28 protein-coding genes are annotated in these 26,515 nt (G+C 73.8%); 12 read left to right on the top strand and 16 right to left on the bottom strand.

All coding sequences use genetic code 11. The features are described 5' to 3' along the window. Nucleotides 1-18: 18 nt before the first annotated feature. Together ACFYYT_RS03925 and ACFYYT_RS03930 are read right to left on the bottom strand one after the other, a co-directional pair. A complete protein-coding gene (locus ACFYYT_RS03925; protein ID WP_351830468.1) occupies nt 19-795 on the bottom strand; it encodes a 3-hydroxybutyrate dehydrogenase in 777 nt (258 codons plus the stop codon). A gap of 10 nt (nt 796-805) precedes the next feature. After that, nucleotides 806-1,813, bottom strand: coding sequence for an AraC family transcriptional regulator (locus ACFYYT_RS03930; RefSeq protein WP_351830470.1), 1,008 nt, complete (start codon nt 1,811-1,813; stop codon nt 806-808). A gap of 101 nt (nt 1,814-1,914) precedes the next feature. On the opposite strand from ACFYYT_RS03930, the gene ACFYYT_RS03935 reads away from it, so the two are divergent. After that, nucleotides 1,915-2,832, top strand: coding sequence for an MBL fold metallo-hydrolase (locus ACFYYT_RS03935; protein WP_351830473.1), 918 nt, complete (start codon nt 1,915-1,917; stop codon nt 2,830-2,832). Between the two features lie 99 nt (nt 2,833-2,931). Further along, nucleotides 2,932-3,456 carry a GNAT family N-acetyltransferase gene (locus tag ACFYYT_RS03940; RefSeq protein WP_351830476.1) on the top strand — a complete coding sequence of 175 codons (525 nt, stop codon included), beginning with the start codon at nt 2,932-2,934 and terminating at the stop codon, nt 3,454-3,456. Here the strand turns inward: ACFYYT_RS03940 and rox are convergent. The 3 genes from rox to ACFYYT_RS03955 form a co-directional block, all read right to left on the bottom strand. Beyond that, entirely contained in the window at nt 3,446-4,879 is a 1,434-nt protein-coding gene (rox, locus tag ACFYYT_RS03945; protein WP_351830479.1) for a rifampin monooxygenase, read from the bottom strand. The genes ACFYYT_RS03940 and rox overlap by 11 nt on opposite strands. A 157-nt stretch (nt 4,880-5,036) precedes the next feature. After that, a complete protein-coding gene (locus tag ACFYYT_RS03950) occupies nt 5,037-5,699 on the bottom strand; it encodes a hypothetical protein (protein ID WP_351830481.1) in 663 nt (220 codons plus the stop codon). A 143-nt stretch (nt 5,700-5,842) separates the two neighbouring features. Beyond that, nucleotides 5,843-7,090, bottom strand: a complete 1,248-nt coding sequence (locus ACFYYT_RS03955; RefSeq protein ID WP_351830483.1) for a serine hydrolase domain-containing protein — start codon at nt 7,088-7,090, stop codon at nt 5,843-5,845. A gap of 496 nt (nt 7,091-7,586) precedes the next feature. On the opposite strand from ACFYYT_RS03955, the gene ACFYYT_RS03960 reads away from it, so the two are divergent. Genes ACFYYT_RS03960 through ACFYYT_RS03970 form a run of 3 tightly spaced genes read left to right on the top strand, consistent with a single transcriptional unit; the run spans nt 7,587 to nt 10,448 of the window. After that, the gene (locus ACFYYT_RS03960) at nt 7,587-8,495 is read left to right on the top strand and encodes a PP2C family protein-serine/threonine phosphatase (protein WP_388606872.1); all 909 of its coding nucleotides are present in this window, start codon (nt 7,587-7,589) and stop codon (nt 8,493-8,495) included. A 4-nt stretch (nt 8,496-8,499) separates the two neighbouring features. Then, nucleotides 8,500-9,477 (top strand): MASE1 domain-containing protein, encoded by a 978-nt coding sequence (locus ACFYYT_RS03965; protein ID WP_351830055.1) that lies wholly within the window; start codon nt 8,500-8,502, stop codon nt 9,475-9,477. Beyond that, nucleotides 9,474-10,448 carry an aldo/keto reductase gene (locus tag ACFYYT_RS03970; protein ID WP_351830016.1) on the top strand — a complete coding sequence of 325 codons (975 nt, stop codon included), beginning with the start codon at nt 9,474-9,476 and terminating at the stop codon, nt 10,446-10,448. Before ACFYYT_RS03965 ends, ACFYYT_RS03970 begins: the two co-directional genes overlap by 4 nt. Nucleotides 10,449-10,496: 48 nt before the next feature. Here the strand turns inward: ACFYYT_RS03970 and ACFYYT_RS03975 are convergent, their stop codons facing one another. After that, nucleotides 10,497-10,754 carry a hypothetical protein gene (locus ACFYYT_RS03975; RefSeq protein ID WP_351830018.1) on the bottom strand — a complete coding sequence of 86 codons (258 nt, stop codon included), beginning with the start codon at nt 10,752-10,754 and terminating at the stop codon, nt 10,497-10,499. Then, complete coding sequence (locus tag ACFYYT_RS03980) at nt 10,741-11,010, bottom strand: DUF6400 family protein (protein ID WP_351830021.1); 270 nt, start codon at nt 11,008-11,010, stop codon at nt 10,741-10,743. The genes ACFYYT_RS03975 and ACFYYT_RS03980 overlap by 14 nt, the downstream gene beginning before the upstream one ends. Before the next feature lie 309 nt (nt 11,011-11,319). Here ACFYYT_RS03980 and ACFYYT_RS03985 point away from each other — a divergent pair, with 309 nt between their 5' ends. Then, nucleotides 11,320-12,525, top strand: coding sequence for a cytochrome P450 (locus tag ACFYYT_RS03985; RefSeq protein ID WP_351830024.1), 1,206 nt, complete (start codon nt 11,320-11,322; stop codon nt 12,523-12,525). 62 nt (nt 12,526-12,587) lie between these two features. Here ACFYYT_RS03985 and ACFYYT_RS03990 read toward each other — a convergent pair whose 3' ends face one another. From ACFYYT_RS03990 to ACFYYT_RS04000, 3 genes are all read right to left on the bottom strand, one after another. Further along, nucleotides 12,588-13,142: a YceI family protein gene (locus tag ACFYYT_RS03990; protein WP_351830026.1), complete on the bottom strand. Its 555-nt coding sequence runs from the start codon at nt 13,140-13,142 to the stop codon at nt 12,588-12,590. A 92-nt stretch (nt 13,143-13,234) separates the two neighbouring features. After that, entirely contained in the window at nt 13,235-14,377 is a 1,143-nt protein-coding gene (locus tag ACFYYT_RS03995) for a M20 family metallopeptidase (RefSeq protein ID WP_351830029.1), read from the bottom strand. Nucleotides 14,378-14,480: 103 nt separating this feature from the next. After that, entirely contained in the window at nt 14,481-15,674 is a 1,194-nt protein-coding gene (locus ACFYYT_RS04000) for an MFS transporter (protein ID WP_351830032.1), read from the bottom strand. A gap of 105 nt (nt 15,675-15,779) precedes the next feature. On the opposite strand from ACFYYT_RS04000, the gene ACFYYT_RS04005 reads away from it, so the two are divergent. The 3 genes from ACFYYT_RS04005 (at nt 15,780) to ACFYYT_RS04015 (ending at nt 17,220) form a co-directional block, all read left to right on the top strand. Continuing rightward, nucleotides 15,780-16,376, top strand: coding sequence for a hypothetical protein (locus ACFYYT_RS04005; protein WP_351830034.1), 597 nt, complete (start codon nt 15,780-15,782; stop codon nt 16,374-16,376). A 107-nt stretch (nt 16,377-16,483) separates the two neighbouring features. Beyond that, nucleotides 16,484-16,834: a hypothetical protein gene (locus ACFYYT_RS04010; protein ID WP_351830037.1), complete on the top strand. Its 351-nt coding sequence runs from the start codon at nt 16,484-16,486 to the stop codon at nt 16,832-16,834. 119 nt (nt 16,835-16,953) lie between these two features. Further along, a complete protein-coding gene (locus ACFYYT_RS04015) occupies nt 16,954-17,220 on the top strand; it encodes a hypothetical protein (protein ID WP_351830040.1) in 267 nt (88 codons plus the stop codon). Between the two features lie 68 nt (nt 17,221-17,288). Here the strand turns inward: ACFYYT_RS04015 and ACFYYT_RS04020 are convergent, their stop codons facing one another. Then, the gene (locus tag ACFYYT_RS04020) at nt 17,289-18,152 is read right to left on the bottom strand and encodes a methyltransferase domain-containing protein (protein ID WP_351830043.1); all 864 of its coding nucleotides are present in this window, start codon (nt 18,150-18,152) and stop codon (nt 17,289-17,291) included. A gap of 157 nt (nt 18,153-18,309) precedes the next feature. Here ACFYYT_RS04020 and ACFYYT_RS04025 point away from each other — a divergent pair, with 157 nt between their 5' ends. Next, nucleotides 18,310-19,254, top strand: a complete 945-nt coding sequence (locus tag ACFYYT_RS04025) for a nucleoside hydrolase (RefSeq protein WP_351830045.1) — start codon at nt 18,310-18,312, stop codon at nt 19,252-19,254. A 52-nt stretch (nt 19,255-19,306) separates the two neighbouring features. Here the strand turns inward: ACFYYT_RS04025 and ACFYYT_RS04030 are convergent, their stop codons facing one another. Continuing rightward, entirely contained in the window at nt 19,307-20,128 is an 822-nt protein-coding gene (locus tag ACFYYT_RS04030) for a helix-turn-helix transcriptional regulator (RefSeq protein WP_351830058.1), read from the bottom strand. Nucleotides 20,129-20,269: 141 nt separating this feature from the next. Here ACFYYT_RS04030 and ACFYYT_RS04035 point away from each other — a divergent pair, with 141 nt between their 5' ends. Beyond that, entirely contained in the window at nt 20,270-21,691 is a 1,422-nt protein-coding gene (locus ACFYYT_RS04035; RefSeq protein WP_351830047.1) for an MFS transporter, read from the top strand. Between the two features lie 40 nt (nt 21,692-21,731). Here ACFYYT_RS04035 and ACFYYT_RS04040 read toward each other — a convergent pair whose 3' ends face one another. Continuing rightward, a complete protein-coding gene (locus tag ACFYYT_RS04040; protein WP_351830050.1) occupies nt 21,732-22,844 on the bottom strand; it encodes an alpha/beta hydrolase-fold protein in 1,113 nt (370 codons plus the stop codon). A gap of 201 nt (nt 22,845-23,045) precedes the next feature. On the opposite strand from ACFYYT_RS04040, the gene lpdA reads away from it, so the two are divergent. After that, the gene (gene lpdA, locus ACFYYT_RS04045) at nt 23,046-24,449 is read left to right on the top strand and encodes a dihydrolipoyl dehydrogenase (protein ID WP_351830052.1); all 1,404 of its coding nucleotides are present in this window, start codon (nt 23,046-23,048) and stop codon (nt 24,447-24,449) included. A gap of 72 nt (nt 24,450-24,521) precedes the next feature. Here lpdA and ACFYYT_RS04050 read toward each other — a convergent pair whose 3' ends face one another. From ACFYYT_RS04050 to ACFYYT_RS04060, 3 genes are all read right to left on the bottom strand, one after another. Next, complete coding sequence (locus tag ACFYYT_RS04050) at nt 24,522-25,328, bottom strand: maleylpyruvate isomerase family mycothiol-dependent enzyme (protein WP_351830304.1); 807 nt, start codon at nt 25,326-25,328, stop codon at nt 24,522-24,524. A gap of 109 nt (nt 25,329-25,437) precedes the next feature. After that, a complete protein-coding gene (locus ACFYYT_RS04055; RefSeq protein ID WP_351830301.1) occupies nt 25,438-25,944 on the bottom strand; it encodes a GNAT family N-acetyltransferase in 507 nt (168 codons plus the stop codon). Between the two features lie 83 nt (nt 25,945-26,027). Continuing rightward, nucleotides 26,028-26,459: a MarR family transcriptional regulator gene (locus ACFYYT_RS04060; protein ID WP_351830298.1), complete on the bottom strand. Its 432-nt coding sequence runs from the start codon at nt 26,457-26,459 to the stop codon at nt 26,028-26,030. Between the last annotated feature and the right edge of the window lie 56 nt (nt 26,460-26,515).

Raw genomic sequence — 26,515 nt, forward strand, 5'->3', positions numbered from 1 at the left:
CGGCGCGGAGGGCCCGCCTCAGGCGGCGGTCCAGCCACCGTCCATCGGCAGCGAGGCACCGGTGACGTGCGCGGTGTGCGGGCCGCACAGCCACAGCACCACCGCGGCCACCTCCTCCGGCTCGATCAGCCGCTTGATCGCGGACGCGCGCAGCAGCACCTCGGCCACGACCCGCTCCGGCGGGATCCCGTGCGCCCGCGCCTGGTCCGCGATCTGCCGCTCCACCAGCGGGGTGCGCACGTACCCGGGGTTCACGCAGTTGCTGGTCACCCCCCGCTCCGCCGCTTCCAGGGCGGTCACCTTGCTGAGCCCCTCCAGTGCGTGCTTGGCCGCGACGTAACCGGACTTGAAGGGGCTAGCCCGCAGTCCGTGCACGCTGGAGATGTTCACGACCCGGCCCCAGCCGCGCCCGTACATGTGGGGCAGCGTCCGCCGCAGCAGCAGGAACGGGGCGGTGACCATTACCCGCAGCATGGCCTCGAACCGCTCCGGCGGGAACTCCTCGACGGCGGCCACGTGCTGCATCCCCGCGTTGTTGACCAGGACGTCCACGGCGGCGGGCAGCCCCTCTACGGCGTCGGGCCCGGCGAGGTCGACGACGTGCGCCCGCCCGCCGACGAGCTCCGCCACCTCGGCGGCGGCCCGCGCGTCGACGTCCACGACGTGGACGAGGGCCCCCGCGGCGGCCAGCGCCACCGCGCAGGCCCGCCCGATGCCGCCACCGCCCCCGGTCACCAGGGCCACCCGCCCCGAGAGGTCGACTCCCGCGGCCCCGGCCGCCGTTCCACTTGTCATGGCCGTAACGCTAGAGTCCCGCGGCCCCCGTTCCGATGTGGGCCGTCGCCACAGTCCGCGCGGCGGACGTGGCGGCCACCGCCACCGGCCCCTGGGCGCGGTAGCGGCCCGGCGTGGTGCCGAACTCGCGGCTGAAGGCGTGCGAGAGGGCGTACGGGGTGCCGTAACCGACCCGGCGCGCGACGGCGGCCAGCGGATCCCCGGTGTCCCGCAGCAGGGTCGCCGCGAGGTTCAGCCGCCACCAGGTGAGGTAGGCCATCGGCGGCCGGCCCACCAGCGAGGCGAACCGCCGGGCCAGCGTCGGCCGGGACACCCCCGCCTCGGCGGCCAGCCGCTCGATCGTCCACGCCGCGGCCGGGTCCGAGTGCAGCGCCCGCAGCGCGGCGGCCGTCACCGGGTCCCCCAGGACGGCCGGCCAGGTCCCCGGGGTGCCCTCGGCCAGTACCCAGGAGCGGATCATGTAGACGAGCAGCAGGTCGAGCAGGCTGGGCACCGCCACGCAGGCGCCGGGCCGCCGCTCGTCCAGCTCCCGCCCCAGCAGGTCGATGGCGGCCCTCAGCTCGGGGTGGCTGCCGACCCGGTTGGGGAGGTGGACGACCTGCGGCAGCTCGGCCATCAGCGGATGGGAGCGGCTCCGGTCGAGCCGGTACTTGCCGCACAGCATCTCCACCGCGCCGGCCGCTCCCGCGGCCGCCCCGGGGTCCGCCGCGAGCTCGCGGCCCCGCCGGCGCGCGGCGAGTTCCTCGAAGGGCACCGCCCGCGCCAGGGCCTCCGCGCCGACGGGACCGTCCGCGATCACGTGCCCCGCCCCGTGCGGCAGCAGTACGGCGTCACCCGCGCCCAGCAGGGCCGGCTCGCCGCCGTCGGGGAGGAGCCAGCAGTTCCCCTCCAGCACCACGTGGAACCCCGCGCCCTCGTACGGCGCGAACCGCGCGCACCACGCGCCGGACACCCGCACCCGGTCGGAGGAGGGCCGTCCGATGCGTACGGCCGAGATCGCGTCGCTCACCACGTCCATGCGCCCAGGCTATCCGGAGCCGTCAAGGGTGAGTCGCAGGCGTATCACGGTGAGCGGATCACGCATTGAACGGCTCATCGGGACCTGCCTAGAGTCGGATCATGGAGAACGAGAGCACGTCCAGCATGGTGTTCGGAGACGTCGAGGTCATCCGGGTCGTGGAGTGGCAGGGGCCGCTGGCGCCCGCGCGGGACCTCGTCCCCGGAGCGGGAGAGGGGGTGTGGCGGGACAACGAGGACTGGCTGGCCCCGGACCACTGGCAGCCGTCGGACGGCCACGCGGTGATGGCCCTGCAGACCTGGGTGCTGCGCAGCGCGGGCCGGACCGTGCTCGTCGACACGGGGGTGGGCAACGGGCGCGAACGGCCCGGCTCGCAGCGGTTCCACCACTGGCAGGGCGACTTCCTCGGCCCCCTGGCGCGGGCCGGGATCAGCCCCGAGGACGTCGACGTCGTCGTCAACACCCACCTCCACGTCGACCACGTCGGCTGGAACACCCGGGACGAGGCGGGGGAGTGGGTGGCGACCTTCCCCAACGCCGAGTACCTGCTGCCCGCGGCCGACGACTTCCACTACGGTCCCCGGGGCGACTACGGCGACCATGCCCGCCCGGACGACCGGCTGATGTACGAGGACAGCATCGCGCCCGTCCACCGGGCCGGACAGGCCGTCCTGTGGGACGGGACCCACCGCATCGACGAGAACCTCACCCTCGAATCCGCCCCGGGCCACACCCCCGGCTCCTCGGTGCTGCGGCTGTCCTCGGGCGGCGAGCGGGCCGTCTTCGTCGGGGACATCCTGCACAGCCCGGTCCAGATCCTCGACCCGGCCCACAACAGCTGCTTCTGCGCGGACCCGGCCGGCGCGGCTGCCACCCGCCGCCGGATCCTCGCCCGGGCCGCCGGCGAACGCGAGCTCGTCGTGCCCGCCCACTTCGCGGGCTCGGGCGCCGTCGAGGTCCGCGCGGCGGGCGACGGCTTCGCCCTGAGCCGGTGGGCGGCGTACGGACCGGGCCGGTGACGCCTCCCGGGGCCGGTGACCGGGCGCCCCGGCCCGCCCCCTGACGGGCGCCCCGGACGGATTGCGCCGCCGGACGATCCGGCTGTTACCGTCCGGGGCATGCCCGAGCTCATCGCCCCCACTCCCCGTCTGCACGCCTCCTGGCTCCGCGCGCAGGAGGAATGGGGCTCCGAGGCCCACATGGACGGCGCCGGGCCGGGCTACGAGGACGACGTGGACAGCGCCGAGGGATTCGCCGCCTGGACCCGGCGGCTGCACGGCTACGGGGACCGGACGCGGCCCGTGGAGCAGGGCCGCGTCCACGCGAGCCACTGGTGGATCGCCGAAGGAGACACCTACCTCGGCGCCATCGACCTGCGGCACTACCTCAACGGCTTCCTCCTCGACGCCGCCGGCCACATCGGCTACGGCGTCCGCCCCTCCGCCCGCGGCCGGGGCGTGGCCACCTGGGCGCTGGGCGCGGTCCTGCACGAGGCACGGATCCTGGGCATGGACCGGGTCCTGCTGACCTGCGACCCGGACAACGAAGCCTCCGTACGCACCATCGAACGGGCCGGCGGGGTCCTGGAGGACGTCCGCGACACCCTCGTCGGCCCCAAGCGCCGCTACTGGATCACGCTCTGACGGCCGCGGCGCCGAACCACCGCGCCAGCGGAGCGAGCAGCTCCTCCTGGTCGTCGCCGGCCCACGCCACGTGCCCGTCCGGCCGCAGCAGCACCGCCGGGGCGCCCGGGTCCTCGGCCACGTCGACGACGTGGTCGACCCGGTCCTCCCAGCCCGCCACCGAGAGCCGGCCGGTCCCGTCGAGCAGCAGGCCGCGGCCGCCGTGCATCCGCCCGTACAGCCGTCCCCGCTTCAGCTCCAGGTCCCGCATCCGCCCGCCCACCAGCTCGTGGCCCTCGCCGAGGTCGTAGCGGACCGCGACCGCGGTGATCATGCCGGTGACGTACCGGTTGACCTCCTCGAAGTCCATCAGCCGGGAGAACAGCGCCCGCAGCGCGGTCGGGCCCGCCTCGTTCCCCATCAGCGTGATCTGCGCGCGGGTGTTGTCCAGCACGGCGGCGCCCACCGGGTGCCGTTCGGCGTGGTAGGTGTCCAGCAGCCCCTCCGGCGCCCGCCCGGCCACCGCCGAGGCCAGCTTCCAGCCGAGGTTGAAGGCGTCCTGCACGCCCAGGTTGAGGCCCTGTCCGCCGGTCGGCGGATGGATGTGCGCCGCGTCCCCGGCCAGCAGGACCCGGCCCACCCGGTACCGCTCGGCCTGCCGGGTGGCGTCGCCGAACCGGGACAGCCAGCGCGGCGAGTGCGCGCCGAAATCGGTTCCCGCGAAGGCCCGCAGCCGCTCCTTGAACTCGTCGAGCGTGGGCGCCGTCGCACGGTCCTCGGACACGCCGTCGGCCGGCACGATCACGCGGTACGTCCCGTCCCCCAGGGGAGCCGCGCCGAACCGCATCTGCCGCTTCGCCACCTCCGCGGTGACCGCGGCGACCGTCTCCGGATCCTCGGTCAGCTGCATCTGGCCCAGCAGCGTCTCGACCGTCGCGGGTTCGCCGGGGAAACCGACGCCGAGCAGCTTGCGCACCGTACTGCGGCCGCCGTCGCACCCGACGAGGTAGCGGGCGCGCAGCCGGCTGCCGTCCGCGAGGCCGACGTCCACCCCGTCCTCGTCCTGGTCCAGCGCGACGAGCTCGCAGCCGCGCCGGACCTCGGCGGCGAGTTCGAGCGCGCGCTCGCCCAGCAGCCGTTCCGTGACCGGCTGCGGTACGGCGAGCCCGTACGGATGCGCCGTGTCCAGCAGCTCCGGCCAGGGCTTCATGACGCCGCCGAACAGGCCGCCGACCCGGAACTTCTCGCTGACGTCCAGGAACCGGTCCAGCAGACCCCGCTGGTCCATGATCTCGACGCTGCGGGCGTGCAGGCCCTGTCCCCGCGACTCCTCGGTCGGCGTGGCCAGCTTCTCCAGCACGACGACCCGTACGCCGTGCAGCCGCAACTCACTGGCCAGCATCAGGCCGGTCGGTCCACCGCCGGCGATGATCACGTCAATCACGCAAGTCCCATTTCCGCAGATTCCTGGCTGAGGCCGCTGAGTCTGCGGTACATGGGGGGCCTTGCCGCAAGACCCCCCATGCGTTATAAGTTGAGAGTGGCAAGGAGTGCGAAACTCCTTGCCTTTGTCTTTGGGCCTTTCTCTTTGGCCCGCTCCGCTACGCCCCGACGGGGCCCGCGAGGTCCAGGGCGCGGAGCATCGCCGGGAGGTCCCAGCCGCCGCAGGTACAGGCGCCGGCCAGGGCGCGCAGGGTCTGCGGGGAGAGCCCGTGCCCGGACGCGGCGTCCAGGAGGTCCGCCACGGCGGGGCCCGGTTCCGGGACGTCGGCGCACTCGCAGTCCTGGCCTGCTTCGTCGAGCAGTCGCCGCGCGCGCTCGGGCTCCGCGAAACGGCTCAGGCCGCAGTCCAGACCGTCGTCGTCCAGGGTCTGCGGGTAGGGGGCGCGCGCCCAGGCGCCGTTCTCGTACCAGTAGACGCAGCCCAGTTCCCAGCCCTCCAGCAGCCTGTGCAGGGTCTCGTACGGCAGCCAGTCGGGGCCGCCCGCCAGCAGGTCGATGCGGGGTTCGTGCCACTTGACGCCGCTCGACTCGTCCTCGCCGTAGAGCACGTACCGGCCCTCGCCCCGGCGGGCGAGGGTCCACCAGGTGCAGCCGCAGTCGTCGAGGTGGAGCGCGTCCGGGGTGATCCAGTGGCCGGTGCGGTGGACGCCCCGGCCCTCGGCCTCGGTGTCCGCCTCCAGTACGGCGACCAGGGCCCAGCGCGCCCACAGCAGTTCGGCGGGCGGCAGGTCACCGGGCAGGCCCGGGCGGTGGATGGTCATGGTGCGGTCCTCCGGGCGGGTGTGGTGGCGGTCGGGCCGGCCACCGGGATCCGGTTGCTGTGGTCGGGACGTGATGTGAGGGGACATGAGGGGACGGGGCCGGGGCCGCCGCGGGTGCCGCCCGCGGCGGCCCCGGCCGCGCGTCAGCGGGAGTTGCGCTCGGGCAGGTCCACGTCGGCCGGCCGGGTCGCCGAGAAGCCGCGTGCGGTCGGGGCCGCCTTCACCGGCTTCTTCCCGCAGAAGGCCGCTTCGAGGGTGCCGCCGAGGGCGGTGTTCGCCGCACCCTTGTTCGAGGTGTTCGCCATCGCGGCGAGGCTGCGCTTGCCGTCGCGGGTGGAGAACGCGTACGTGTAGAAGCCCTGCACGGTGCCGGTGTGCCCGTACACGGAGGTGCCGCACGACAGGTCGTACCGGCGCAGGCCCAGCCCGTAGAAACGCGTGTTGGTCGCGTCGGTCGGGGTCATGGTGAGCATCTGGTCCAGCATCTTCGGCGGCAGCAGCCTGCCGGTGACCAGCGCCGAGGTGAAGGTGTTGAGGTCGGCCGCGCTGGAGATCATCGCCCCGGCGGACTGGGCCCACGACACCGTCTGCTCGGTGGAGTCGACCAGCGGCTCGCCGGCCAGGTCGGGGTGCAGGTAGCCGTTGGCGTGCAGACCCTTGATCTTCGCGTCGGGGTGCACGTACGAGGTGTTGCGGAGCCCCAGCGGCTTGATGATGCGGCGCTCGTACTCCTTGACGACCGGGTTGCCGGTGGCCTTCTCGATGAGCATGCCGACGACCACGAAGTTGGTGTTCGAGTAGCCGTACGCGGCGCCGGGCTCCGAGGTGCGGGGCTCGTTCAGCGAGAGCTGCACCAGCTCCTGGTAGCTGAACACCTTGTTCCGTACGGCCTCGAAGCCGGGCACCGTGTCGTTGAACATGGCGTTGGTGTAGTCCGACAGGCCGCTGCGGTGCGTCATCAGGTGACGGACCGTGATCCGGTCGTCCGGCAGCAGCCCCGGCAGGTAGTGGTTGACCGGCTGGTCCAGCTCGATCTTCTTCTCGGCCACCAGCTGGAGCAGCACGACCGAGGAGAACGTCTTGGTGACGCTGCCGATCCGGAAGCGCGCGTCGGTGTCCATGGCGGCGCCGGTCACCTTGTCGCGGACGCCCTCCGTCTTCGTCTGGACCCCGCCGGCGCCGCTGATGCGGGCCATCGCGCCGGGCGCACCGGCGGCGAGGGTGTTGCGCAGCGCCGCGTCCAGGGCCTCCATGTCGGGTGCGGGCAGGGCGGTCGCGGCGCCCTGGGTCCCCTCGGCGGTGGTGGCCGGGGCGGCCTGGGCCGCGGTGGCGGGCGCCACGCCGGCCACGACGGCCAGCAGGGCGGCACTGATGGCCAGACGGCGGTTCATGGGCACGAGCACGTTGATCCTCGAGTCATCGGGTACTGGTCGGGGTACCCCGCGGTCGCCGACTGGGCGGTGGAGCGGCACAGTTGACGGCCGGGTTGATCAAGAGCTTACGGAAGCCGGGCGGAAGCTTGGAATCCGGTACCCAAACCGGGCCGCACCCACACGTTTCAGCCACCTTATGGAGGGTCAGCGGGCCATGTGTGCCGCTGGATTGGCCGTCGGGGGACGGGGGAGCAGCGGCCGCACTCGGACCGGCCCGCGGACCCGGCTCCCGCGCGCCCCGGTGGTCCGGCCCCCCGAGGAGTCCGCCGGCGCCGCCGGCCGCGGCCCGGCCCCGTCACGGCCGCGGGCCGGGCATCGGAGCCGGGCCGCGGCCGGCGGCGCCGGGCCGGACCGCCGCAGGCCCTCCTGAGCGGACCCCGGCGAGCCGAAATATGATGGGCACGGTCTTGGCAGCGGCGGAGGCGGCGGACATGGACGTACCCCGGAGCGGGCAGTGACCTGGCGCCGCCCGCACCGGCCCGACAGCGCCGACCTGCTGAGCGTGCTGGGCCAGCTCACCGCCCGGGCACGCGAGGGGGCGGAGCTCCAGCAGGCCCGCGTACAGCTGGCCGAGGCCCTCCAGCGCGAGCTGCTGCCCGCCTCGCTGCCGGCCCTGCCCGGACTGCGCGCCGCGGCCCGGTACGCGCCCGCCCGGCGCGGCCTCGACATCGGGGGCGACTGGTACGACGGCTTCCGGGTGCCCGGGGGAGCCCTCGCGTTCTCCATAGGCGACGTCCAGGGCCACGACGTCGCCGCCACCGCCTTCATGGGGCAGGTACGGGTCTGCCTGCGTGCCGTGGGCGCCGTCGTCACGGACCCCGGGGAGGTGCTGGGCAAGGCCAACGAGGTCCTGCTCGCGATGGACAGCGAGCTCTTCGCCACCTGCACCCTGCTTCGCTTCGACCCCCACACGGGCGAGCTCGCCAGCGCCCGGGCCGGGCACGTGCCCTCCGTCTGGGCCACGGCCGACGGCCGGTACGGCATCGCCGAGTACGACGGCGGGCCGCCCCTGGGCACGGTGCCCGACGTGCGGTACGCCGTCACCCGGCGCAGGCTGGTGGAGGCGGGGTCCATCGTGCTGCTCACGGACGGGGTGGTCGAGGGCCCGTCGTTCCCGATCGACGAAGGGCTGGACCGGGTGCTACACCTCGTCAGGGGGGCGGCCGGCGGGGACCCCGACGAGCTCGCCGCCGAGGTGATGAAGGTGGCCGACTCCACGGGCCACGCCGACGACGCGGCCGTGCTCGTCCTCAGCCATGACGGCCACGACGGCCATGACGGCCCCGACAGCTCCGACGGCCCCGGCAGCGGGGAGCCGGACGCGCGTGTCACGTCCGGCCCGGAAGGCCCGGCTGTTGTCTGATGCTGTGGTGCGCACCGTGGAATGGCGACGTCCGGCCCTGGCGCTGCTGCGGATCCTCGCCGTCGCCGCGGCCTACTACGCGTCCGGCCGGCTCGGTCTGCTGCGGCAGGTGGCCGTCGAGGGCGCGGTCGTCACGCCCCTGTGGCCGCCCACCGGCATCGCCCTCGCCTGTCTGCTCTGGTTCGGCCCCCGGATCTGGCCGGGGATCGGGCTCGGCACGTACCTGGCCATCGAACGCCTCAGCGACTTCGACCTCTCCGACCTCGGGATCGTCGCCGGGAACATCCTCGCCCCGCTGTGCGCCTACGCTCTGCTGCGGCAGGTGGGCTTCCGGCCCGAGCTCGACCGGCTGCGGGACGGGATGGCCCTGGTCTTCCTGGGCGGGCTGATCCCGATGACGATCAGCGCGACCGCCGGGTGCTGGACGCTCGTACTCACCGGCAACCTGCCGGTGGAGAACTTCTGGGCGGTGTGGTCGGCCTGGTGGGCGGGGGACACCATGGGGGTGCTGCTGGTGACCCCCCTGCTGCTGGTTCTGCGCCGGCTCCGGCTGCCCCGGGATCCGTACCGGATGGCCGAGGCGGTGCTCCTGATGGGCACGGCCGCGGGCGTCACGCTCATCGCCACCCACAGCACCCAGTCGCTGCTCTTCCTGGTCTTCCCGCTGCTGATCTGGGCGGCCGTACGCTTCCAGCTGGCCGGCAGCGCCCCGTGCGCGCTGCTCGTCTCGGTGCTGGCCATCTCGGCGGCCACCGACCACGCCGGGCCCTTCGCCCGCCACTCCCTGCTGGAGGTCATGGTGAACCTCCAGGCCCTCAACGGGGCGGCGGCCCTGACCGGGCTGCTCCTGGCGGCCCTCGTCACCGAGCAGAACAACGTCCGGCTCAAGATCGAAGAGGTGTGCGCCGACCTGGCGGAGGTGGTGGCACACCTCGCCCCCGGCAAGGCCCCGGAAGGGCGCGGCCCTACCCTGGGCCCGTGACCAACGTGACCGACGTGAGAGCGAAGGATCCCGGCCGCGCCGGCCGGCTGCTGTACGGGTGCATGGGGCTGGGCGGCAGCTGGGGCCCGGACCCGTACGGACCGGCCGACATCGATGCCGCGGAAGGTGCGGTCCGGGAGGCCCTGGACATCGGGATCACCGTCTTCGACCATGCCGACATCTACCGGCACGGCAAGGCGGAGGCCGTCTTCGGCGAGGTCCTCGCCCGAACGCCCGGCCTGCGCGAGCGCGTCGTCCTGCAGAGCAAGTGCGGCATCCGCCTCGCCGACGGGGACCGCCCGGGGATGTACGACCTGCGCGCGGAGAGCATCACGCGGCGGGTCCAGGAGAGCCTGGCCCGGCTGCGCACCGACTTCCTCGACGTCCTGCTGCTGCACCGCCCCGACCCCCTGGCCGACCCGGACGAGATCGCCTCGGCGCTGACCTCCCTGCACCGCCAGGGCCTCGTCCGCGCCTTCGGGGTATCCAACACGGGCGCCGCGCAGATCGCCCGCCTCCAGGCCCGCCTCGACGTGCCCCTCGTCGCCAACCAGCTGGAGATGAGCCTGCACAGCCGGGCCTGGGTCGAGGCCGGCGTCCTGCTCAACACCGCCGAAGGCGCGGCCCACGGCTTCCCGTACGGAACGCTGGAGCACTGCCAGGACCACGGCATCCGGCTCCAGGCCTGGGGCGCCCTCGCGCAAGGCCGCTACACGGGCCTCCAGCAGACCCCCGCCGAGCAGGCGACGGCGGAGCTCCTGGCCGATCTCGCCCGCCGCAAGGGCACCACTGCGGAATCGGTCCTGCTGTGGTGGCTGACGCGCCACCCGGCGGGCATCGCCCCGGTCGTCGGCACGACCCGGCCGGAGCGCATCCGGGCCTGCCGCGACGCCTCGCTGCACGCCCCCGACCTCACGCACGAGGAGTGGTACGCCCTGTGGGTCACGGCGCGCGGTCTCCCGCTGCCCTGAGGGTCCTGTGGGGGCCGGCGGGTCCCGCGGCTCCCCGGCCCCGCGCGGTCACGGGCGCGGCAGGCCGCTGCCGATCCGCTTCCAGAGGGACCGGGTCGCCCCGAAGCCGCTCTCGTGATCCCAGACGTGGGTGCAGCCCGGGCACTGGAGGTGGAGCAGGCTGCCGGTGTGGGAGAGCATGTAGCGCCAGTGCGCCGAGCAGGTCCGGCGCTCCTCGCAGGGCGCGCAGCCGCGGGCGTCGTCGCAGTTGGGGCAGGCCACCCAGGCGCGCCGCCCGATGTCGGCCTGCGGGTCAAGCGGCAGCACGGCCACCCCCGCGCGCGGGCAGCACACCGGCCGCGACCAGCTCGTCGTACACCCGCTGCTGTTCGGCGTCGAGGCCGGAGTACAGCAGCCCGTACGCCGCCTCCTCGCCGCGCAGCACCTCGACGGGGTCCCAGTCGGGGCCGAGGGCGGCCATCATCTGTGCGCGCCGGAGCACCTCCTGGGAGCCGAGGTCGACGTCGAAGTCCACCAGGCCGGGGCCGGGGGTCGGGGCGGGGGTCGGGTCGTGGGGGGTCATACTATCGAACTTAGGTAACCCTTCCTTTCTTGGTCAAGGGAGCGTGGGCGGAGTCACAGCAGGTCGCGGCCCCGCCGCGGCGCCACATCGGCCCCGCGTGCGGCGGCGCGCTGCCCCCGCATGCGGCGGCGCGCTCGCCCCGCCGAACCATACGGAGGGTCAGATTCCGTACGGGGAAGGGCTGTTCGGCGCCACCGCCGCAGCCGCCGGAGCGGGGGCGCCCCGCGCCCCATGTGACGACGCGACTACTGTGGCGGATACACGCATCGGCGTAGGATTCCGCAAGGCATTCGATTCAGGGGGAATGGAATGGCGACTCAGCCTGCCACGATCGATCTGTTGGAGCTCAGTGCGGACTTCGTCCGCGACCCCTATCCCGTCTACGCGCGGCTGCGCGCCGGCGGGCCCGTCCACCACGTCCGCACACCGGACGGCGAGGAGACGTGGCTGGTCGTCGGCCACGAGGCCTGCCGGACCGCCTTCACCGATCCCCGGCTGAGCCGCGACTGGCGCCACGCCGGCGACATCAGCCAGATCATCAACGCCGACCAGGACCACCCGGCCCTCGCGCACATGCTGATGTCCGATCCGCCGGACCACACCCGGCTGCGCCGTCTGGTGGCGCGCGCGTTCACCCCGCGCCGCATCGAGGCGCTGGCGCCGCGCATCCAGCAGATCACCGACGAGCTGCTGGACGCCATGGAGGCGAACCCGGAGCGCCGGGCCGACCTGGTGGACGCCTTCGCCTTCCCGCTGCCCATGACCGTCATCTGCGAGCTGCTCGGTGTGCCCGAGCTGGACCGCGAGGCGTTCCGCGGCTGGTCCAACGAGATGGTCGCCCGCACGAGCCCCGAAGCGGAGGCCGCCGTGTACGAGGCGATGCCCCGCTACCTGTCGCAGCTCATCGACGCCAAGCGCGCCGCCCCCGGCGACGACCTGCTCAGCGCGATGATCCACGCCGTCGACGACGGCGACCGGCTCTCGCCCGCCGAGCTGATCGGCATGTGCGTCCTGCTGCTCATCGCCGGACACGAGACCACCGTCAACATGATCGGCAACGGGATGCGCGCGCTGTTCGCCCACCCCGAGCAGCTCGCCGACCTGCGCGCCGACCTCGGCCTGCTGGACGGAGCCATCGAGGAGATGCTCCGCTACGACGGACCGGTGGAGACCTGTACCCAGCGACTCGCCCTGGAGGACGTGGAGATGGGCGGCGTGGTGATCCCGGCCCGCTCCACCGTGCTGATCGCCATGGCCGATGCCGACCGCGACCCGGCGCGCTTCGAGGAGCCCGGCCGTTTCGACATCCGCCGGGACGCCCGCGGCCACATCGCCTTCGGGCACGGCCTGCACTACTGCCTGGGCGCGCCGCTCGCCCGGTTGGAGGGCCGCATCGCCCTGCGCTCGCTGCTGGAGCGCTTCCCCGGTCTGCGGAGCGACGCCGACGAGGCGAAGCTGTCGTGGGTGCCGGGCATGCTCATCAGGGGCGTACGGGAGCTGCCCGTCCGGTGGTGACCTGAGCCGGGGGGCCCGCCGAACTCCTCGGCGGGACCCCGGCGTCACACCGGGCGCAGGACTCAGGCCTGCCGGATCGCGGAGATCTCGAATTCCAGCACGACCTTGTCGCCCACCAGGACGCCCCCGCCCTCCAGGGCCGCGTTCCAGGTGATCCCGTACTCCTTGCGGCTGATCGGCACCGAGCCCTCGAAGCCGACGCGCAGGTTCCCGAACGGATCCGTGGCGCTGCCCTGGTACTCGAACTCGATGCTGATCGGCCGGGTGACGTCCTTGATGGTGAGGTCGCCCTTCACGTTGTAGTGCGTGTCGTCGAGCGGCTCGACGCCGGTGGACACGAACGTGATGTCCGGATAGGTCGGGGCGTCGAGGAAGTCGTTGGTGCGCAGGTGGCCGTCGCGCTGTTCGTTGCGGGTGTCGATGCTCGCGGCCTTGATGGTGACGGACGCCGAGGACTTGGCCGGGTCGGCGCCGTCCAGGTGGGCGGTGCCCTCGAACTCGTTGAAGGCGCCCCGGACCTTGGTGACCATCGCGTGCCGGGCCACGAACCCGATCTGCGAGTGGGCGGGGTCGAGGGAGTAGTTCCCTGTGAGCGAGGTGAGGGGGGTGGTGGTCATGGACCTGCTCCGCGGGGCTGGGGGACGGGGACGTGAGGCGCGTCCACGCTAGCCAGCGCCACGGCGGGGGCCGCCCGGCCACGCCCACCGCGTCACCCGATTGCCAGCCGCGGACCCGGGCCCGGCGCCACGTCCTGAGCGCCCTGGATCGCGCGCACCAGTCCGGTCACCAGGTTGGCCCGCTCGGTCATCGACGCGATCACCACGTACTCGTGGTCGGCGTGCGCCCCGCCGCCGACCGCCCCGAGGCCGTCCAGGGTCGGCACCCCCAGCGCGGCGGTGAAGTTGCCGTCGCTGCCGCCGCCGACCGCCTTGCCCTCCAGGCCGGGCAGCAGCCGCCGCGCCACCGCGAAGAGCTCGGCCGACGCCGACTCGGGCATCGGGGGCCGCCCGATGGACCCCTCCACGGTGATCCGCGCCCCGTCGAGGTGCGGGGCCAGGGCCGCGAAGGCGGACTCGATCCGCTCCCGCTCGCCGGCCGATTCCACCCGGACGTCGACGATGACGGTCGCCTCCGCCGGCACGACGTTGTCCAGGGTCCCGGCGGCCGCGACGGTCGGGGTGACCGTCGTACCGGCCTCGGGACGAGCGAGCGCGGCGACGGCCAGCACCTGGTGCGAGGCCTCGATCAGGGCGTTGATCCCGGCCGCGGGCTCCAGGCCGGCGTGCGAGGCCCGGCCCGCGACGGAGATCCGGAAGGTGCCGCAGCCTTTGCGGCCGGTCTTCAGCCCGCCGCCCTCGGCGGCCCCCTCCAGGACGAGCACCGCGCCGCAGGCGAGGGCGCGTTCCTCGATGAGCGCGCGCGAGGAGTGGGAGCCGACCTCCTCGTCGGCGGTCACCAGGATCTCCACGCCGGACAGGTCGTCCAGCGCCGCCAGACCGTGGACGGCCTGCACCAGTCCGCCGAGCATGTCGAAGACCCCGGGGCCGGTGACGTGCCCGTCCGCGACGCGGAACGGACGGCGTTCGAGGGTGCCGAGCGGGAACACCGTGTCGTGGTGACCGAGGATCAGCACCTTGGGGTCGCCGCCGGCCCGCCAGTGGACGTGCGGCCCGGCCTCGCTCTCCAGGATGACGGCCTGTCCGCCGAGCCGGCTCTCGATGACCGAGGCGACCACCTTGGCCGATGCCGCCAACGCGTCGAGGTCGCGCGAGGGGGACTCGGTCTCGACGAGGGTCCTGAGGTCGTCGAGCATCGCGTCCACGCGCACCTCGACGGTCTTGTGCGTCGTCATGAGCCACAGGGTATCCGGCGGCCCGGTGACCCGGACCCGGCCCCCGTCCCGCTGCCCGTCCCGCCCTGCGGCCGCCGCCGCCCGGGGCGGGGCCGACGGCCCGTCACGGCGTCGGCTCCGGGGCCGGCCGGCGCAGCAGGTAGAGGGCCGCGCCGGAGACGAGGGCGGCCATGCAGGCGATGAACACCAGCCCCGCGCCCTCCAGACCGACCGGCCCCGACAGCACCCCCACACCGATCACCGGCAGGGAGATGCCCGTGTACGCGACCACGAACAGCGTCGAGATCACGGCCGCCCGCTCGTGGGCCGGAGAGGCCGCGGCCACCCCCGACAGCGCCCCGCGGAACGCCAGCCCCTGCCCCACCCCGCCCACCAGCGCGCTCAGTACCACCAGCACCAAAAGGTCCCAGTACAGCGCGGCCGCGAGCAGCGCCAGCCCCGCCAGGAGCACCGCGCAGCCCAGCGGCAGCGACCGCCGCACCCCCACCCGGCCCGCCGCCAGCTGCCCGGCGGTCGAGGCGAAGAAGGCCAGCGCGACGACGAGCCCGCTCACGGCCGGGTCGTGCACGCCGAGGGACTGCGCCAGGAACGCCGGGCTGACCGCGGTGAACACCCCGAACAGGGCGAACCCCACGAAAGCGGCGGCCGCCGCCGGCCCGAACACCGACCGCACCTGTGCGGGCAGCCCCGGCCGCTGCGGACGTACGGCGCTCAGCGGCCGCAGTTCCCCCACGGTCTCCGGAAGCCGCAGCAGCACGGCGACGGAGCACGTCACCAGGGCGAGGTGCACGGCGAAGGGCAGGTACAGCGGCCAGGGCGCGAACCGTGCGAGCAGCCCGGCCAGCAGCGGACCGCAGCCGAGGCCGCCCATGTTGGCGGCCGTCGCCACGAACGTGGCCCGCGCCCGCCCGCCCTCCGGGGCCAGCTCCATCACGTACACCGTCGCCGCGCCGGTGAACAGCCCGGCGGACACTCCCGACAGCAGCCGGCCCGCGTACAGCCAGCCGAGCCCGGAGGCGCAGAGGAAGCAGACGGCGCTCGCCGCCGAGCAGGCCAGGCCCGCCCCGAGCACCGGCCGTCTGCCCACCGAGTCCGAGGCGTTGCCCGCCAGGAGCAGGACACCGATGACGGCGAAGGCGTAGACGGCGTACACGACCGTGACCGTCAGCTCGGAGAAGCCGAACTTCTCCTGGTAGAGCCCGTAGAGGGGGGTCGGCAGCGTGGTGCCCGCCATGCACACGGCGAACACCGCGCCCGCGAGCGAGCATGCGCGCCACCCTCGGCGATCACCGTCCATGCGGCCGACCGTAACCCCGCGCGCCGCCCCCCGCCCGCTGTAGCGGGGCCCGGCGCGGCAACCGGGGGAGGGGTGACGGGCGTCCCCCTGAGGGGGGTGGTGCTCATGCCGGGAACGGACCGGCTGGTACGAGGGCTCGGCACGGCGGCGCTGCCCGCGCTCGCCGCCGCGGCCGTGTATGGATGGACGGCCTGGTGCTTCGGGAGCTCCGCCGCGCCCTCGGACACCGTCGCCGTCGCGGTCGGGGCGGTGCTGCTCCTCGGCGCCTGCTCGGGCTACTTCGCGCTCGTCGGGGGGACCGGCGGCTTCTTCGGGGCCCTGCTGCTGTCCCTGGGACTGCTGCTGACCGTGACCGCCGCCGACCAGGCGGCGTCCCGGCCGGCCGTCGCCGCCTGCGCGGTGCGCGAGGTCAAGACGAAGGCCGAGAACTCCGCCGGCGAGGGGTCCCCGCCCACCCGGACGGTGTACCGCCTGCTGCTGGACTGCCCGGGCGGCTACCCGGCCGAGCTGAAGGAGGGCCGGGCCGTGGCGGGGAAGGGCGACACGGTCCGGGTCGCCTACGACCCCCGCCGCCGGATCTCCCCGGAGCTGGAGGGGCGCACCAAGCCGTGGACGGCCGGCCTGTGGGCCGTGCCCCTGCTCGCCCTCAGCGCGACGATCGCCTGGCTCAAGCGGGGCCCGTCCGGGCGGTACGAGGACTGACCCCGCTCCACGGTTCATCCGGCCGGCCGCGCAGCGGATGCCGCCGCAGCCCCGGCGGGGCAGGCTGCGGGCAGGAGAGCCACCACCGCACAGACGAGGACCCCGCCATGTCCCACCACCGGCGCATCGGCGTCATCACCGGGGCCGCAGCCCTGCTGCTCACCGCCACCGCCTGCTCGGGCCTGGGCCGGAGCACCGTCGGCATGCTCACCTTCCGCAGCCACGACTCGCCGGTCGAGCTGTCCTACAGCAACACCCCGGTCAAGGGCTGCCACCGCATCAACTTCCCCCGCGGCGCCACCCACGTCGAGAACAACACCCTGGTCGACGTCGTCCTGTACCGGACGGAGAACTGTGTGAAGGGCGAGCGGGAGGACGGCACCTACGTCGCCACCACCCTCTCGAACGTGACGGCCCCCGCGGCCCTGCCCTGGCGCAGCTTCAGCGTCATCCACTGAGCCCACCGGCCCCCCGGGCACGGCAGGGCAACGCCGCGCCCGGGGGCCGCGCTGGGCCGGGCGGGGTAGCCGGTGTCACGGAGCCGACCGGCCGTCGTTGCCTTGATATGACCGACTTGATGGTGAAGATCCCCGCCGACTGGCTCGCCCGCGTGTTCCTCTCCCTGCGCCGCAGCGCCCTGAACGACGCCCAGGCCGTCGCCGCCGAGCTGCGGCCGTTCACGGAGCAGCCGGGACAGCGGGTGCCCGTCCCGCGCGCGACCGTGCTGCGTACGGAGCTGGCCCTGCGGGTGGAGCTGGCACGCGCCGAGGAACCCGGGCAGCGGGCCCGGCTGCATGAGGCCGCACAGGTGATCCGCGCCCGGCTGGGCACCCCCGGGCGCTGAGCCCCACGAGGCGGCGGGGCGCGTGCCGCGGCGGACGTACGCCGGGGCCCCGCCGCCGGAACGGGACGTCAGGCGGCGCGGGGGGCGCCCGCCCGGCGGCCCCAGGCCGTGATCAGACCCGGGGACAGGGCGGCGCAGCCGGGCGAATCGAGGAAGGCGATCGCCGCGTCGAGTTCCGCGTCGTCCACCAGCCCGGTCGCGGTCATCGCGGCCCGGGCCCGCTCCCAGGTGTCGGCCCAGAACCGGCTGATGGGGCTGCCGGGCACGAGGGGCGGTACGTGGATCTCGGCGGCCACCGCCTCCAGCCCGGCGGCCCGCAGCAGCTCCGGATAGCGCGGGGTCCAGGTGACGTCGGTGCCGATGGTGTCCCGCAGCCCCCGCCACATCGCGCGCACCGCCCGGGTGTACGGGCTCTCGGGCGCCGCCGCGCCGGTCAGGTCGACGGCGTCGCCGAGGACCAGTACCCCGCCGGGCGCGAGCATCCCGGCGAAGCGGGAGATCAGGTGCTCCCGCTCGGGCAGGTGCATCAGCACGAAGCGGGCGTGGACCAGGTCGAACCGTCCGGGATCGAAGGCGGGGTCGGTGAGGTCCGCCTCCAGGGTGACCAGGCCCGGCTGGGGGCGGGAGGCCAGGAAGCGGACGTCGCGGTCGACCGCCAGCACCCCGGCCACACCGGCCTCCGTCAGCAGCCGCCGGGCCACACTGCCGGTGCCCGCGCCGAGTTCGAGGCATCGCACGCCGGGTCCGGCCCCCAGGGCCCGCAGCCGGGCGAGGGTCATGTCGTCGTAGGCGAGCGCGCCCAGGTCGATGCGCGCGTCCTCACCCTCCTGATCGGGCCGGAAGACGGCGGCCCCGTAGCGGCCGGCCGGAACGCGGGGGGCGGGGTCCGGCGCCGGGCCGTCGGGTGTGCGTGCGCCCGTGGAGTCGCCCATGTAATCCAGTATCGGCGCGCGGCGGCCGTGCGTCCCCCCGGCCCAGGCCCACGCCCGGCGGCGCGAACCGCGTGCGATCTGGCTCGGAACAGGCGGCCGCGGCGGCCCGGCGACGGCAGACTGGGCAGGTCAGCAGCTCCGCGCGAGGAGGACCGCCGTGCCCGTCCCGATCATCATCGACTGCGACCCCGGGCACGACGACGCCCTGGCGATCATGCTGGCGGCCGCCGACCCCGCCGTCGACCTGCTGGCCATCACCACGGTCGCCGGGAACCAGACGCTCGACAAGACCACCCTCAACGCCCGCCGCGTCTGCACCCTCGCCGGGATCACCGGCGTGCCCATCGCCGCCGGATGCGACCGGCCGCTGGTCCAGCCGCTGGCCGTCGCGGACGACGTGCACGGGGTGTCGGGCCTGGACGGGCCGCGGTTCGCGGAGCCCACCGTCGACACCGTCGACGAGCACGCGGTGGACCTCATCCACCGGATCCTCCTCGCCCACCCCGAGCCGGTCACCCTGGTGCCCACCGCACCGCTGACCAACATCGCGCTGCTGCTGACCCGCTACCCGGACAGTGCCTCCCGCGTCCGGGAGATCGTGCTGATGGGCGGCTCCACCGGCCGGGGCAACCGCACCCCGGCCGCGGAGTTCAACATCTGCACCGACCCGGAAGCCGCGGACATCGTCTTCCGCAGCGGGGTACCGCTGACCATGTGCGGGCTCAACGTCACCCACCAGGCCCTGGCCACGCCCGAGGTCCGGGCCCGTTTCGAAGGCCTCGGCACCGAGATCGGCCTGGTCTGCGCCGAGCTGCTGGCCTACTTCGCCTCCACCTATCAGCGCCTGTGGGGCATGCCGCACCCGCCGCTGCACGACCCCGTCGCGGTGGCCCGGGTCATCGACCCGACGCTCGTCGGAGTCGTCGACGCGAACGTCACCGTGGAACTGCACGGCCGCTACACGCGCGGAGCCACGGTGGTGGACCTCCACCAGTACGTCGGCCGCCCCGTCAACGCCCGGGTCGCCACGACCCTGGACGCCGACCGCTTCTGGGACCGCATGGTCACGGCCGTGGCCACCCTGGGCGGCCGCACCGCCTGAGGGACGCCCCTGCCCCCGTCCGCGCCACCGGCGTGGACGGCACCCGCCCGGTTCAGCCCGCGACCGGGTACATCAGCCCGCGCCGGCCCTCCGGGGAGGTCAGCCACTCCAGCTTCTCGGCCGTGTCGGTGTGCGGCAGGGGCGTGTGGAGCACGATCGCGAGGTCCGGCCGCGCCGGGACGCGCAGCTGCGTCGACTCCACATGCAGCGTGCCGACGACGGGGTGCTCCATCTGCTTGCGCAGCAGTCCGCCCGGCCGGACGTCGCGCTGCTTCCACAACTCCGCGAACCTCGGGCTCAGTTCCCGCGCCTGCTCCACGACCGCCTGGAAGCCCTCGTCCTGCGGACGTTCGGTGCAGGCGGCCCGGAACTGCGCCACCACCTCGCAGGCGACCTCTTCCCAGTGCGCGGAACGCGCCCGGTAGATCGGATCGGTGAAGAAGGCGACCAGGCAGTTCTGCACGATCTCCGGGCGCATCCCGAAGACCAGCGCCGCGGAGTCGTTGTACAGCACCGTGTTCCAGTACACGTCCATGATGTGCGCCGGGAACGGCATCCACGCGTCGATCAGCCGCTGCAGGCCGTGGCACATGTCCCGGTCGGCCGGTGCCACCTCCAGGACGGGCGGGTTGAGCCCGGCGAGCACGTACAGGTGCCGGCGCTCGGCGCTGGTCAGCTTCAGCACCCGGCTCACCGCGTCCAGCACCTGCGCCGAGACCGTGATGTCCCGCCCCTGCTCCAGCCACTGGTACCAGGACACCCCGACCCCGGCGAGCACCGCGACCTCCTCCCGGCGCAGGCCGGGGGTGCGCCGGCGGGCCCCGCCGTCCGGCAGGCCGGCCTCGGCGGGCGAGATCCGCGCGCGTCTGCTCATCAGGAACGCGCGCAGTTCGCTCCGGCGGTGCTCGTCGATCGGCGTGGCCACGAAATCCCCCTCGAATGCCGCCTGGTGGTGGCAACAACAGGATAAGTTCCCGCTCTTCACGGGCATTCCCGGGCCGCGAAGGTGGGGGACATGACGATCGACACACAGACCGGGCCCGGGCCCACCCGACCGCTGGACACGACGGCCCCCGACGACGGCCGGCTCACCGGACGCGCCAGGCTGGTCCTCCTCGTGCTCTGCGCCGCCCAGTTCATGGTGGCGCTCGACTTCTCCGTCCTCAACGTGGCCCTGCCCGTCCTCGGCAAGGACCTGGGCCTGAGCACCTCGGCCCTCCAGTGGGCGGTCACCGCCTTCGCGCTGCCCTCCGGCGGCTTCCTGCTCCTCTTCGGCCGGATCGCCGACCTGTTCGGACGCAAGAAGCTATTCCTCACCGGCCTCGTGCTCTTCGGCGCTGCCTCCCTGCTCGTGACCCTCGCCTGGGACCCGGCGTCCTTCCTGACCGGCCGCGCCCTCCAGGGCCTGGGTGCGGCGGTCATCGTCCCGACCGGCATGTCCCTGCTGACCACGACCTTCCCCGAGGGCCCGCTGCGCGAGAAGGCGCTCGGCATCTCCGGCACCCTGCTCTCCCTCGGCTTCACCGTCGGCATGGTGCTCGGCGGGGTCATGACCGACACCCTCGGCTGGCGCTCCACGATGGGCCTGCTCACCGTCGCCGCCGTGACCGTGCTGTGCCTCGCCCCGCGGCTGCTGCCCGAATCCCGTACCCGCGAACGGCCGCGCCTGGACGTACCCGGCGCCGTCACCGTCACCGGCGCTCTGCTCGCGCTGATCTACGCCCTCTCGACGGCCGCCGAGCACGGCTTCGGCGGCGGCGACGTCCGGATCACGCTGGTGGCCGGCATCCTGCTGCTCGCCGCGTTCGTGGTGGTCGAGTCGAAGGCCGCCGCACCCCTGGTCTCCCTGCCGATGCTGAAGCGGCGAACGGTCGCCTGGGGCAACATCGGGGGACTGCTGACCTTCTCGATGATGTCGACGGTCGTCTTCGTGCTGACCCTGTACCTCCAGGAGACGCTGCACCTGTCGTCCTTCGTGACGGGCCTCGTCTTCGGTGTCCAGGGTGTCGCCTCCATCCTCGCGGGCTCCTGCGCGCCCCGGGTCATCGGCCGCTTCGGCCCCCGCCGCACCCTCGTCGGCTCGCTGCTGGGCCAGGGCGCCTTCACCGCCGCGCTGCTCGCCGTCGGGACGGGCTCCGGCGCCCTGGTCGCGACCGTGGCCGTCTCGGTGGCCAGCATGTTCCACCTCGGCGCGATCATCTCGTACGGGGTCCTCGTCACGAGCGGCGTACCGGACGCGGAGCAGGGTCTGGCCACCGGCCTGGTCACCACCACCCAGCAGGTCGGCCTGACCATCGGCATCCCGCTGCTCGGCGTCCTGGCGACCACCGGCACCTCGCTGTTCGACGGGGTGCGCACCGTCCTCGCGGTCGACGCGGCGCTCCTCGTCCTGGCCGCCGTGCTCGTGGCGGCCGGAACCGCCCGGCGCGAGCGGTGACGTCAGGGGCGCCGGCCGCCCGGGCCGCGCCCGTCTCCCGTCAGCCGGCGGTGAGGCGGGCGCTGACCCACTCCAGGGACGGCGGGATCTCCCGCCGCCAGGTGTTGAAGTTGTGGCCTCCGTGGTCGAGGGTGATCGAGGAGACCCGGGCGGGAGCCTTGACCTTCTCGATGAACTGCCGCGTCGGCTTGAGGTTGCTCTCGCCCTGGAGCGAGGTGGTGACCAGGAAGGACGACTTGCCCTGCGGGAGGTGGTCCAGGCTCCACAGCAGATCGGCCCGCTTCTCCTCCTCCTTGTTGCCGTGGAAGAGGTCGCCGGAGTCCGCGTCGATCTCCGGCTTGTAGTCCGCCGACAGGCCGATGCCCGCGGAGTACCGCTCCGGATGCTCCAGGGCGATCTTGAGGGCGCAGTAGCCGCCGGTGGAGTCGCCCATGATGGCCCAGCTCGACGGCGCGTTCTTCACGCGGTACGTGCCCGCCACGGCCGTGGGGAGGTCGGTCGCGAAGTAGGTCTCGCTCTGGGGCCCGCCGGGGACGTCCACGCACTGGGTGTTGCGGGTGGAGATGACCGAGGGCCGCAGCATCACGAGGACCATCGGCTGCGTCTTCTTGTGCTTGGCGAGCTTCCAGGCCGTCTTCGGGTAGTCGAGCCCCTTGAGGAGGTTCTCCGAGGTGCCCGGGAAGCCGGTGAGGACCACGGCGGCGGGGAACGTCCTGTGCTCGTTGCCCTTCTGGAAGTACTCCGGCGGCAGGTACACGTAAGCGGAGGTGGCGGTCTTGGACCGCTGCCCCTGGATCGTCACCTTCTCGATCGCACCGCCCACGCGCGGCGTGGCGCCACCGGGCACGTCGACCGGCTGGCGGCCCAGGACCTTGACGCCCGACGCGTCACCCTTTTCCCCGTCCAGGGCGGGCGGTGCCTGCGCGTGCCCGGCCAGCTCGGCCCACGAGCCGTAGATCAGGAAGCTCCGGTTGGCCGCCAGCCCGATCGAGGCCACGAGCAGCAGCTGGACCACGACGACCAGCCCGATCCGGCCGAGCACCCGGCGCGGACCGCCCCCCGCCAGCCGTGGCCACAGCCAGACCGTCAGGGCGAACAGCAGGAGCGTGCACAGCAGGGCGAGCACGAGGGGAGCGCCACTCGTCAGCTTCATGGATCGGTGAGACCTTCTGTCGGCTGTGGATCCGGACCCGCGGGCCCGTCGGCACGCGTCGGCATGCCAACGAGGGAGAGGGGCGGACGGCGCAAAAGGTTGCGGGCAGAGAGGTGATCTTCGAACACACGCACCCGGGAACCGGGCGTACGGTGGGCGGTGAACTCGCGCGCACCACTTGTGATGGGAAGGAATCCGTCCATGCAGGAGCATTTCGACGTCGTCGTCCTCGGGGCAGGCCCCGGCGGCTACGTTGCCGCCATCCGTGCCGCTCAGCTGGGCCGCAGCGTGGCGGTCGTGGAGGAGAAGTACTGGGGTGGAGTCTGTCTCAACGTCGGCTGCATCCCCACCAAGGCGCTCCTGCGCAACGCCGAACTCGCGCACATCTTCACGCACGAGGCCAAGACCTTCGGGATCAAGGTGGACGGCGAGGTCTCCTTCGACTACGGCGAGGCGTTCCGGCGCAGCCGCCGGGTCGCGGACGGCCGGGTCAAGGGCGTCCACTACCTGATGAAGAAGAACGCGATCACCGAGTTCGACGGCCGCGGCACCTTCGTCGACGAGCGGACCCTGCGGATCGCCCAGTCCGACGGCACCACCCGTGAGATCTCCTTCGGCGACTGCATCATCGCCACCGGCGCCACTCCCCGGCTGCTGCCCGGGACGCGGCGCAGCGACCGCGTGGTGACGTACGAGGAGCAGATCCTCGCCGAGGACGTACCGCAGTCGATCGTGATCGCGGGAGCCGGTGCCATCGGCATCGAGTTCGCGTACGTCCTGCACAACTACGGCGTGAAGGTCACGATCGTCGAGTTCCTGGACCGGATCGCCCCGCTGGAGGACGCGGACGTCTCCGCGGAGCTGGCCAAGCAGTACCGCAAGCTGGGCATCGACGTCCTGACCTCGACCCGCGTCGAGTCGATCGACGAGTCGGGCCCCCTGGTACGGGTGAGCGTCACCGGCCCGGACGGTGCGACGAAGGTCCTGGAGGCCGACAAGGTGCTCCAGGCGATCGGCTTCGCGCCGAACGTCACCGGGTTCGGCCTGGAGGCCACCGGCGTGCGCGTCACCGAGCGCGGCGCCATCGACGTCGACGGCCGCTGCCGTACCTCGGTGCCGCACATCTACGCCATCGGCGACGTCACCGCCAAGCTGATGCTCGCGCACACCGCCGAGGCCATGGGCGTGGTCGCCGCCGAGACCATCGCGGACGCCGAGACGATGGAGCTCGACTACCCGATGATCCCGCGCGCGACCTACTGCCAGCCGCAGATCGCCAGCTTCGGCTGGACCGAGGCGCAGGCGAAGGAGAAGGGCTTCGACGTCCGCGTCGCGAAGTTCCCCTTCACCGCCAACGGCAAGGCGCACGGCCTGGGCGACACGGCCGGCTTCGTGAAGCTGATCAGCGACGCCACGCACGGCGAGATCATCGGCGCCCACCTGATCGGCCCCGATGTCACCGAGCTCCTGCCGGAGCTGACCCTGGCCCAGCAGTGGGACCTGACGGTCCACGAGGTGGCCCGCAACGTGCACGCGCACCCGACGCTGGGCGAGGCGGTCAAGGAGGCCGTTCACGGCCTGGCCGGCCACATGATCAACTTCTGAGCCGCCGCCGCCCCCGGCCCGGCCCGGCCCCGCGCGCGGGGCCGGGCCGGGGGCCGGGGGCCGTTGGGCCGGTCAGAACGCCGAGTTCGTGAACCAGAGGTCGAGCAGCTCCGCGTCCCCGGCGGTCTCGACCCCCGGGGCGGTGCGGGCGGTGCGGCCGTAGAGGACGAGCAGCAGATCGGCGGCCGGGGCCAGGACGGTCGCGTCGGCGGCCCCGGTGCTCCCGCCGGCTCCGCCGGCTTCGTCGGCTTCGTCGGCTTCGTCCGCGACGAGGCCGAAGCCGTCGGGACGCAGCCGGACCAGCCACGAGCCGTCCGTGTCCGCGCACCGGAAGCGGATCGTCCGGTCGGCGCCACGCAGTCGCGCCACCCCGGGCGCGAAGGGGGTGGCGAAGGGGAGGTTCGTCAGGAACTCGTCGACGCCGTCCCGGGCGAGCGGGGGCTCGATCGCGGAGGGCAGCCCGAGGGTCCGCTCCGCGTCGACCCGGTGCACGAGGGTCTCGAACAGCATCCGGCGGATCCAGAAGCGGGCGTGGGCGTCGGCCCCCCAGACCCACATGGGCGCGTCCGGGTCGAGGCCCGCGAACACCTCGGCCGCGGCTTCGGCGCCGGCCGCCAGCCAGTCCGGGTAGCCCTCGTCCGACTCCGGGAGGCGCAGGTCGATGTCACGGCCGGCCGGGCGCTCCTGGACCCGCTGGAGCAGCAGCGCCGAGAACCAGCGGTGGACGCCCCCGCAGTGCCGGACCAGGTCGCCGAGGGTCCAGCCCGGGCAGGTCGGTACGGGGAGCGTCAGGTCGGCGCCGCGGACCAGGTCCACGAAACGGGCGGACTGCGCCGCGACGGCCGCCGCGTGGTCGGGCTGCTGGACGGCTGTGCTCATGGGGTGGGGCCTTCCTGACCTGTCGGTTCGTCTCTCCCGGCACTCTTTCACAGCGGCCGGGGGAGCCCGGGCGCGCGGGTCAGGCCCGGCGGGCCGGCAGGTCGACGCGTCAACAGGTCCGCTCGTACTCGACCTGTTCGAGCGGGTTGCCGTCCCCGAAGTCGTACGGGCGCGAGGCACCGGTCTCGTGGAAGCCGCACTTGGCGTAGAAGCGGCGGGAGCGCGGGGTGTCGCGCAGGGTCCACAGGTGCGCGCGGGCGAAGCCGCTCTCGCGCAGGCGGTCCAGCGTCGCGTCCATCAGGGCGGCCGCGACGCCGCTGCCCCAGCCGTCGGGGTGGGCGTAGACGGAGAAGATCTCGGCGAGGCCGGGCCCTCCCGGGCCGGGGGAGGCGGCGAAGAAGGTCAGGCCGAGCGGGCGGCCGTCGACCGCGCCGAGCAGGACGGTCTCGGGCCGGCCCGCGCCGACCCGCGCGTGCCAGCGGCGGCGCCGGTCCTCCACCGCCCGCGCGGCGAACTCCGGGGCGAAGAAGGGGGCGTAGGCGGCCTCCCAGGCCGCGGCGTGGATCTCACCGAGCGCGCCCCCGTCGGCCGGCCCCGCGCGACGAATCTCGATCATGTGGCCAGCGTAACCGCCGAGGTGCGGGCCGCGCCACGCCAACAGAGTGGGCCAGCAAGCCGGTTGGGACTTCCCGAGGGTCGCTACGGTGCCTCGTGGAGCCGGGTCAGCAGGGCGATCAACTGCCCCTGTTCCTCGGTGTCGAGCGGGGCCAGCAGCGCGGCGTTGGCCGTCTCGGCGAGGGCCGCGCAGCGGGCGAGCACCGCCGAGCCCTCCGGTGTGACGGTGACGGCGTTCTTGCGGCGGTCGGCCGGATCGGGGGTGCGCAGGACGAGCCCCGCCGCCTGGAGGTGGTTGAGGATGCCCACCATGTCCTTCGGGTCGACCGCGAGCCGGCGCCCCAGGTCGGCCTGGGCGACGGGCCCGTACTCGGCGGTCGCGGCCAGCACGGCGTGGTGCATGAGCCGCAGCCCCTCGGCGGCGAGCGCGTCGGCGACCAGGCCCCTGCCGCGCGCGGCGACCCGGCCGACGAGCCAGGTGGGCAGGGACTGGATGTGCGCGAGCGGTGAGGTCATGGGATCACCCTAACGAAAGTCGTTGGACATCCCCACGAATTCCCCTATCGTTGGGG

This window comes from Streptomyces sp. NPDC002032, from assembly GCF_042890765.1.
GTDB lineage: Bacteria > Actinomycetota > Actinomycetes > Streptomycetales > Streptomycetaceae > Streptomyces.

Excerpts from the sequence above, each read along its gene's own strand:
- ACFYYT_RS03925 (WP_351830468.1), bottom strand. The coding sequence starts at position 795 with ATGACAAGTGGAACGGCGGCCGGGGCCGCGGGAGTCGACCTCTCGGGG.
- ACFYYT_RS03930 (WP_351830470.1), bottom strand. The coding sequence starts at position 1,813 with ATGGACGTGGTGAGCGACGCGATCTCGGCCGTACGCATCGGACGGCCC.
- ACFYYT_RS03935 (WP_351830473.1), top strand. The coding sequence starts at position 1,915 with ATGGAGAACGAGAGCACGTCCAGCATGGTGTTCGGAGACGTCGAGGTC.
- ACFYYT_RS03940 (WP_351830476.1), top strand. The coding sequence starts at position 2,932 with ATGCCCGAGCTCATCGCCCCCACTCCCCGTCTGCACGCCTCCTGGCTC.
- ACFYYT_RS03950 (WP_351830481.1), bottom strand. The coding sequence starts at position 5,699 with ATGACCATCCACCGCCCGGGCCTGCCCGGTGACCTGCCGCCCGCCGAA.
- ACFYYT_RS03955 (WP_351830483.1), bottom strand. The coding sequence starts at position 7,090 with ATGAACCGCCGTCTGGCCATCAGTGCCGCCCTGCTGGCCGTCGTGGCC.
- ACFYYT_RS03980 (WP_351830021.1), bottom strand. The coding sequence starts at position 11,010 with ATGACCCCCCACGACCCGACCCCCGCCCCGACCCCCGGCCCCGGCCTG.
- ACFYYT_RS03985 (WP_351830024.1), top strand. The coding sequence starts at position 11,320 with ATGGCGACTCAGCCTGCCACGATCGATCTGTTGGAGCTCAGTGCGGAC.
- ACFYYT_RS03990 (WP_351830026.1), bottom strand. The coding sequence starts at position 13,142 with ATGACCACCACCCCCCTCACCTCGCTCACAGGGAACTACTCCCTCGAC.
- ACFYYT_RS03995 (WP_351830029.1), bottom strand. The coding sequence starts at position 14,377 with ATGACGACGCACAAGACCGTCGAGGTGCGCGTGGACGCGATGCTCGAC.
- ACFYYT_RS04000 (WP_351830032.1), bottom strand. The coding sequence starts at position 15,674 with ATGGACGGTGATCGCCGAGGGTGGCGCGCATGCTCGCTCGCGGGCGCG.
- ACFYYT_RS04005 (WP_351830034.1), top strand. The coding sequence starts at position 15,780 with ATGCCGGGAACGGACCGGCTGGTACGAGGGCTCGGCACGGCGGCGCTG.
- ACFYYT_RS04010 (WP_351830037.1), top strand. The coding sequence starts at position 16,484 with ATGTCCCACCACCGGCGCATCGGCGTCATCACCGGGGCCGCAGCCCTG.
- ACFYYT_RS04015 (WP_351830040.1), top strand. The coding sequence starts at position 16,954 with ATGGTGAAGATCCCCGCCGACTGGCTCGCCCGCGTGTTCCTCTCCCTG.
- ACFYYT_RS04020 (WP_351830043.1), bottom strand. The coding sequence starts at position 18,152 with ATGGGCGACTCCACGGGCGCACGCACACCCGACGGCCCGGCGCCGGAC.
- ACFYYT_RS04030 (WP_351830058.1), bottom strand. The coding sequence starts at position 20,128 with ATGAGCAGACGCGCGCGGATCTCGCCCGCCGAGGCCGGCCTGCCGGAC.
- ACFYYT_RS04035 (WP_351830047.1), top strand. The coding sequence starts at position 20,270 with ATGACGATCGACACACAGACCGGGCCCGGGCCCACCCGACCGCTGGAC.
- ACFYYT_RS04040 (WP_351830050.1), bottom strand. The coding sequence starts at position 22,844 with ATGAAGCTGACGAGTGGCGCTCCCCTCGTGCTCGCCCTGCTGTGCACG.
- lpdA (WP_351830052.1), top strand. The coding sequence starts at position 23,046 with ATGCAGGAGCATTTCGACGTCGTCGTCCTCGGGGCAGGCCCCGGCGGC.
- ACFYYT_RS04050 (WP_351830304.1), bottom strand. The coding sequence starts at position 25,328 with ATGAGCACAGCCGTCCAGCAGCCCGACCACGCGGCGGCCGTCGCGGCG.
- ACFYYT_RS04055 (WP_351830301.1), bottom strand. The coding sequence starts at position 25,944 with ATGATCGAGATTCGTCGCGCGGGGCCGGCCGACGGGGGCGCGCTCGGT.
- ACFYYT_RS04060 (WP_351830298.1), bottom strand. The coding sequence starts at position 26,459 with ATGACCTCACCGCTCGCGCACATCCAGTCCCTGCCCACCTGGCTCGTC.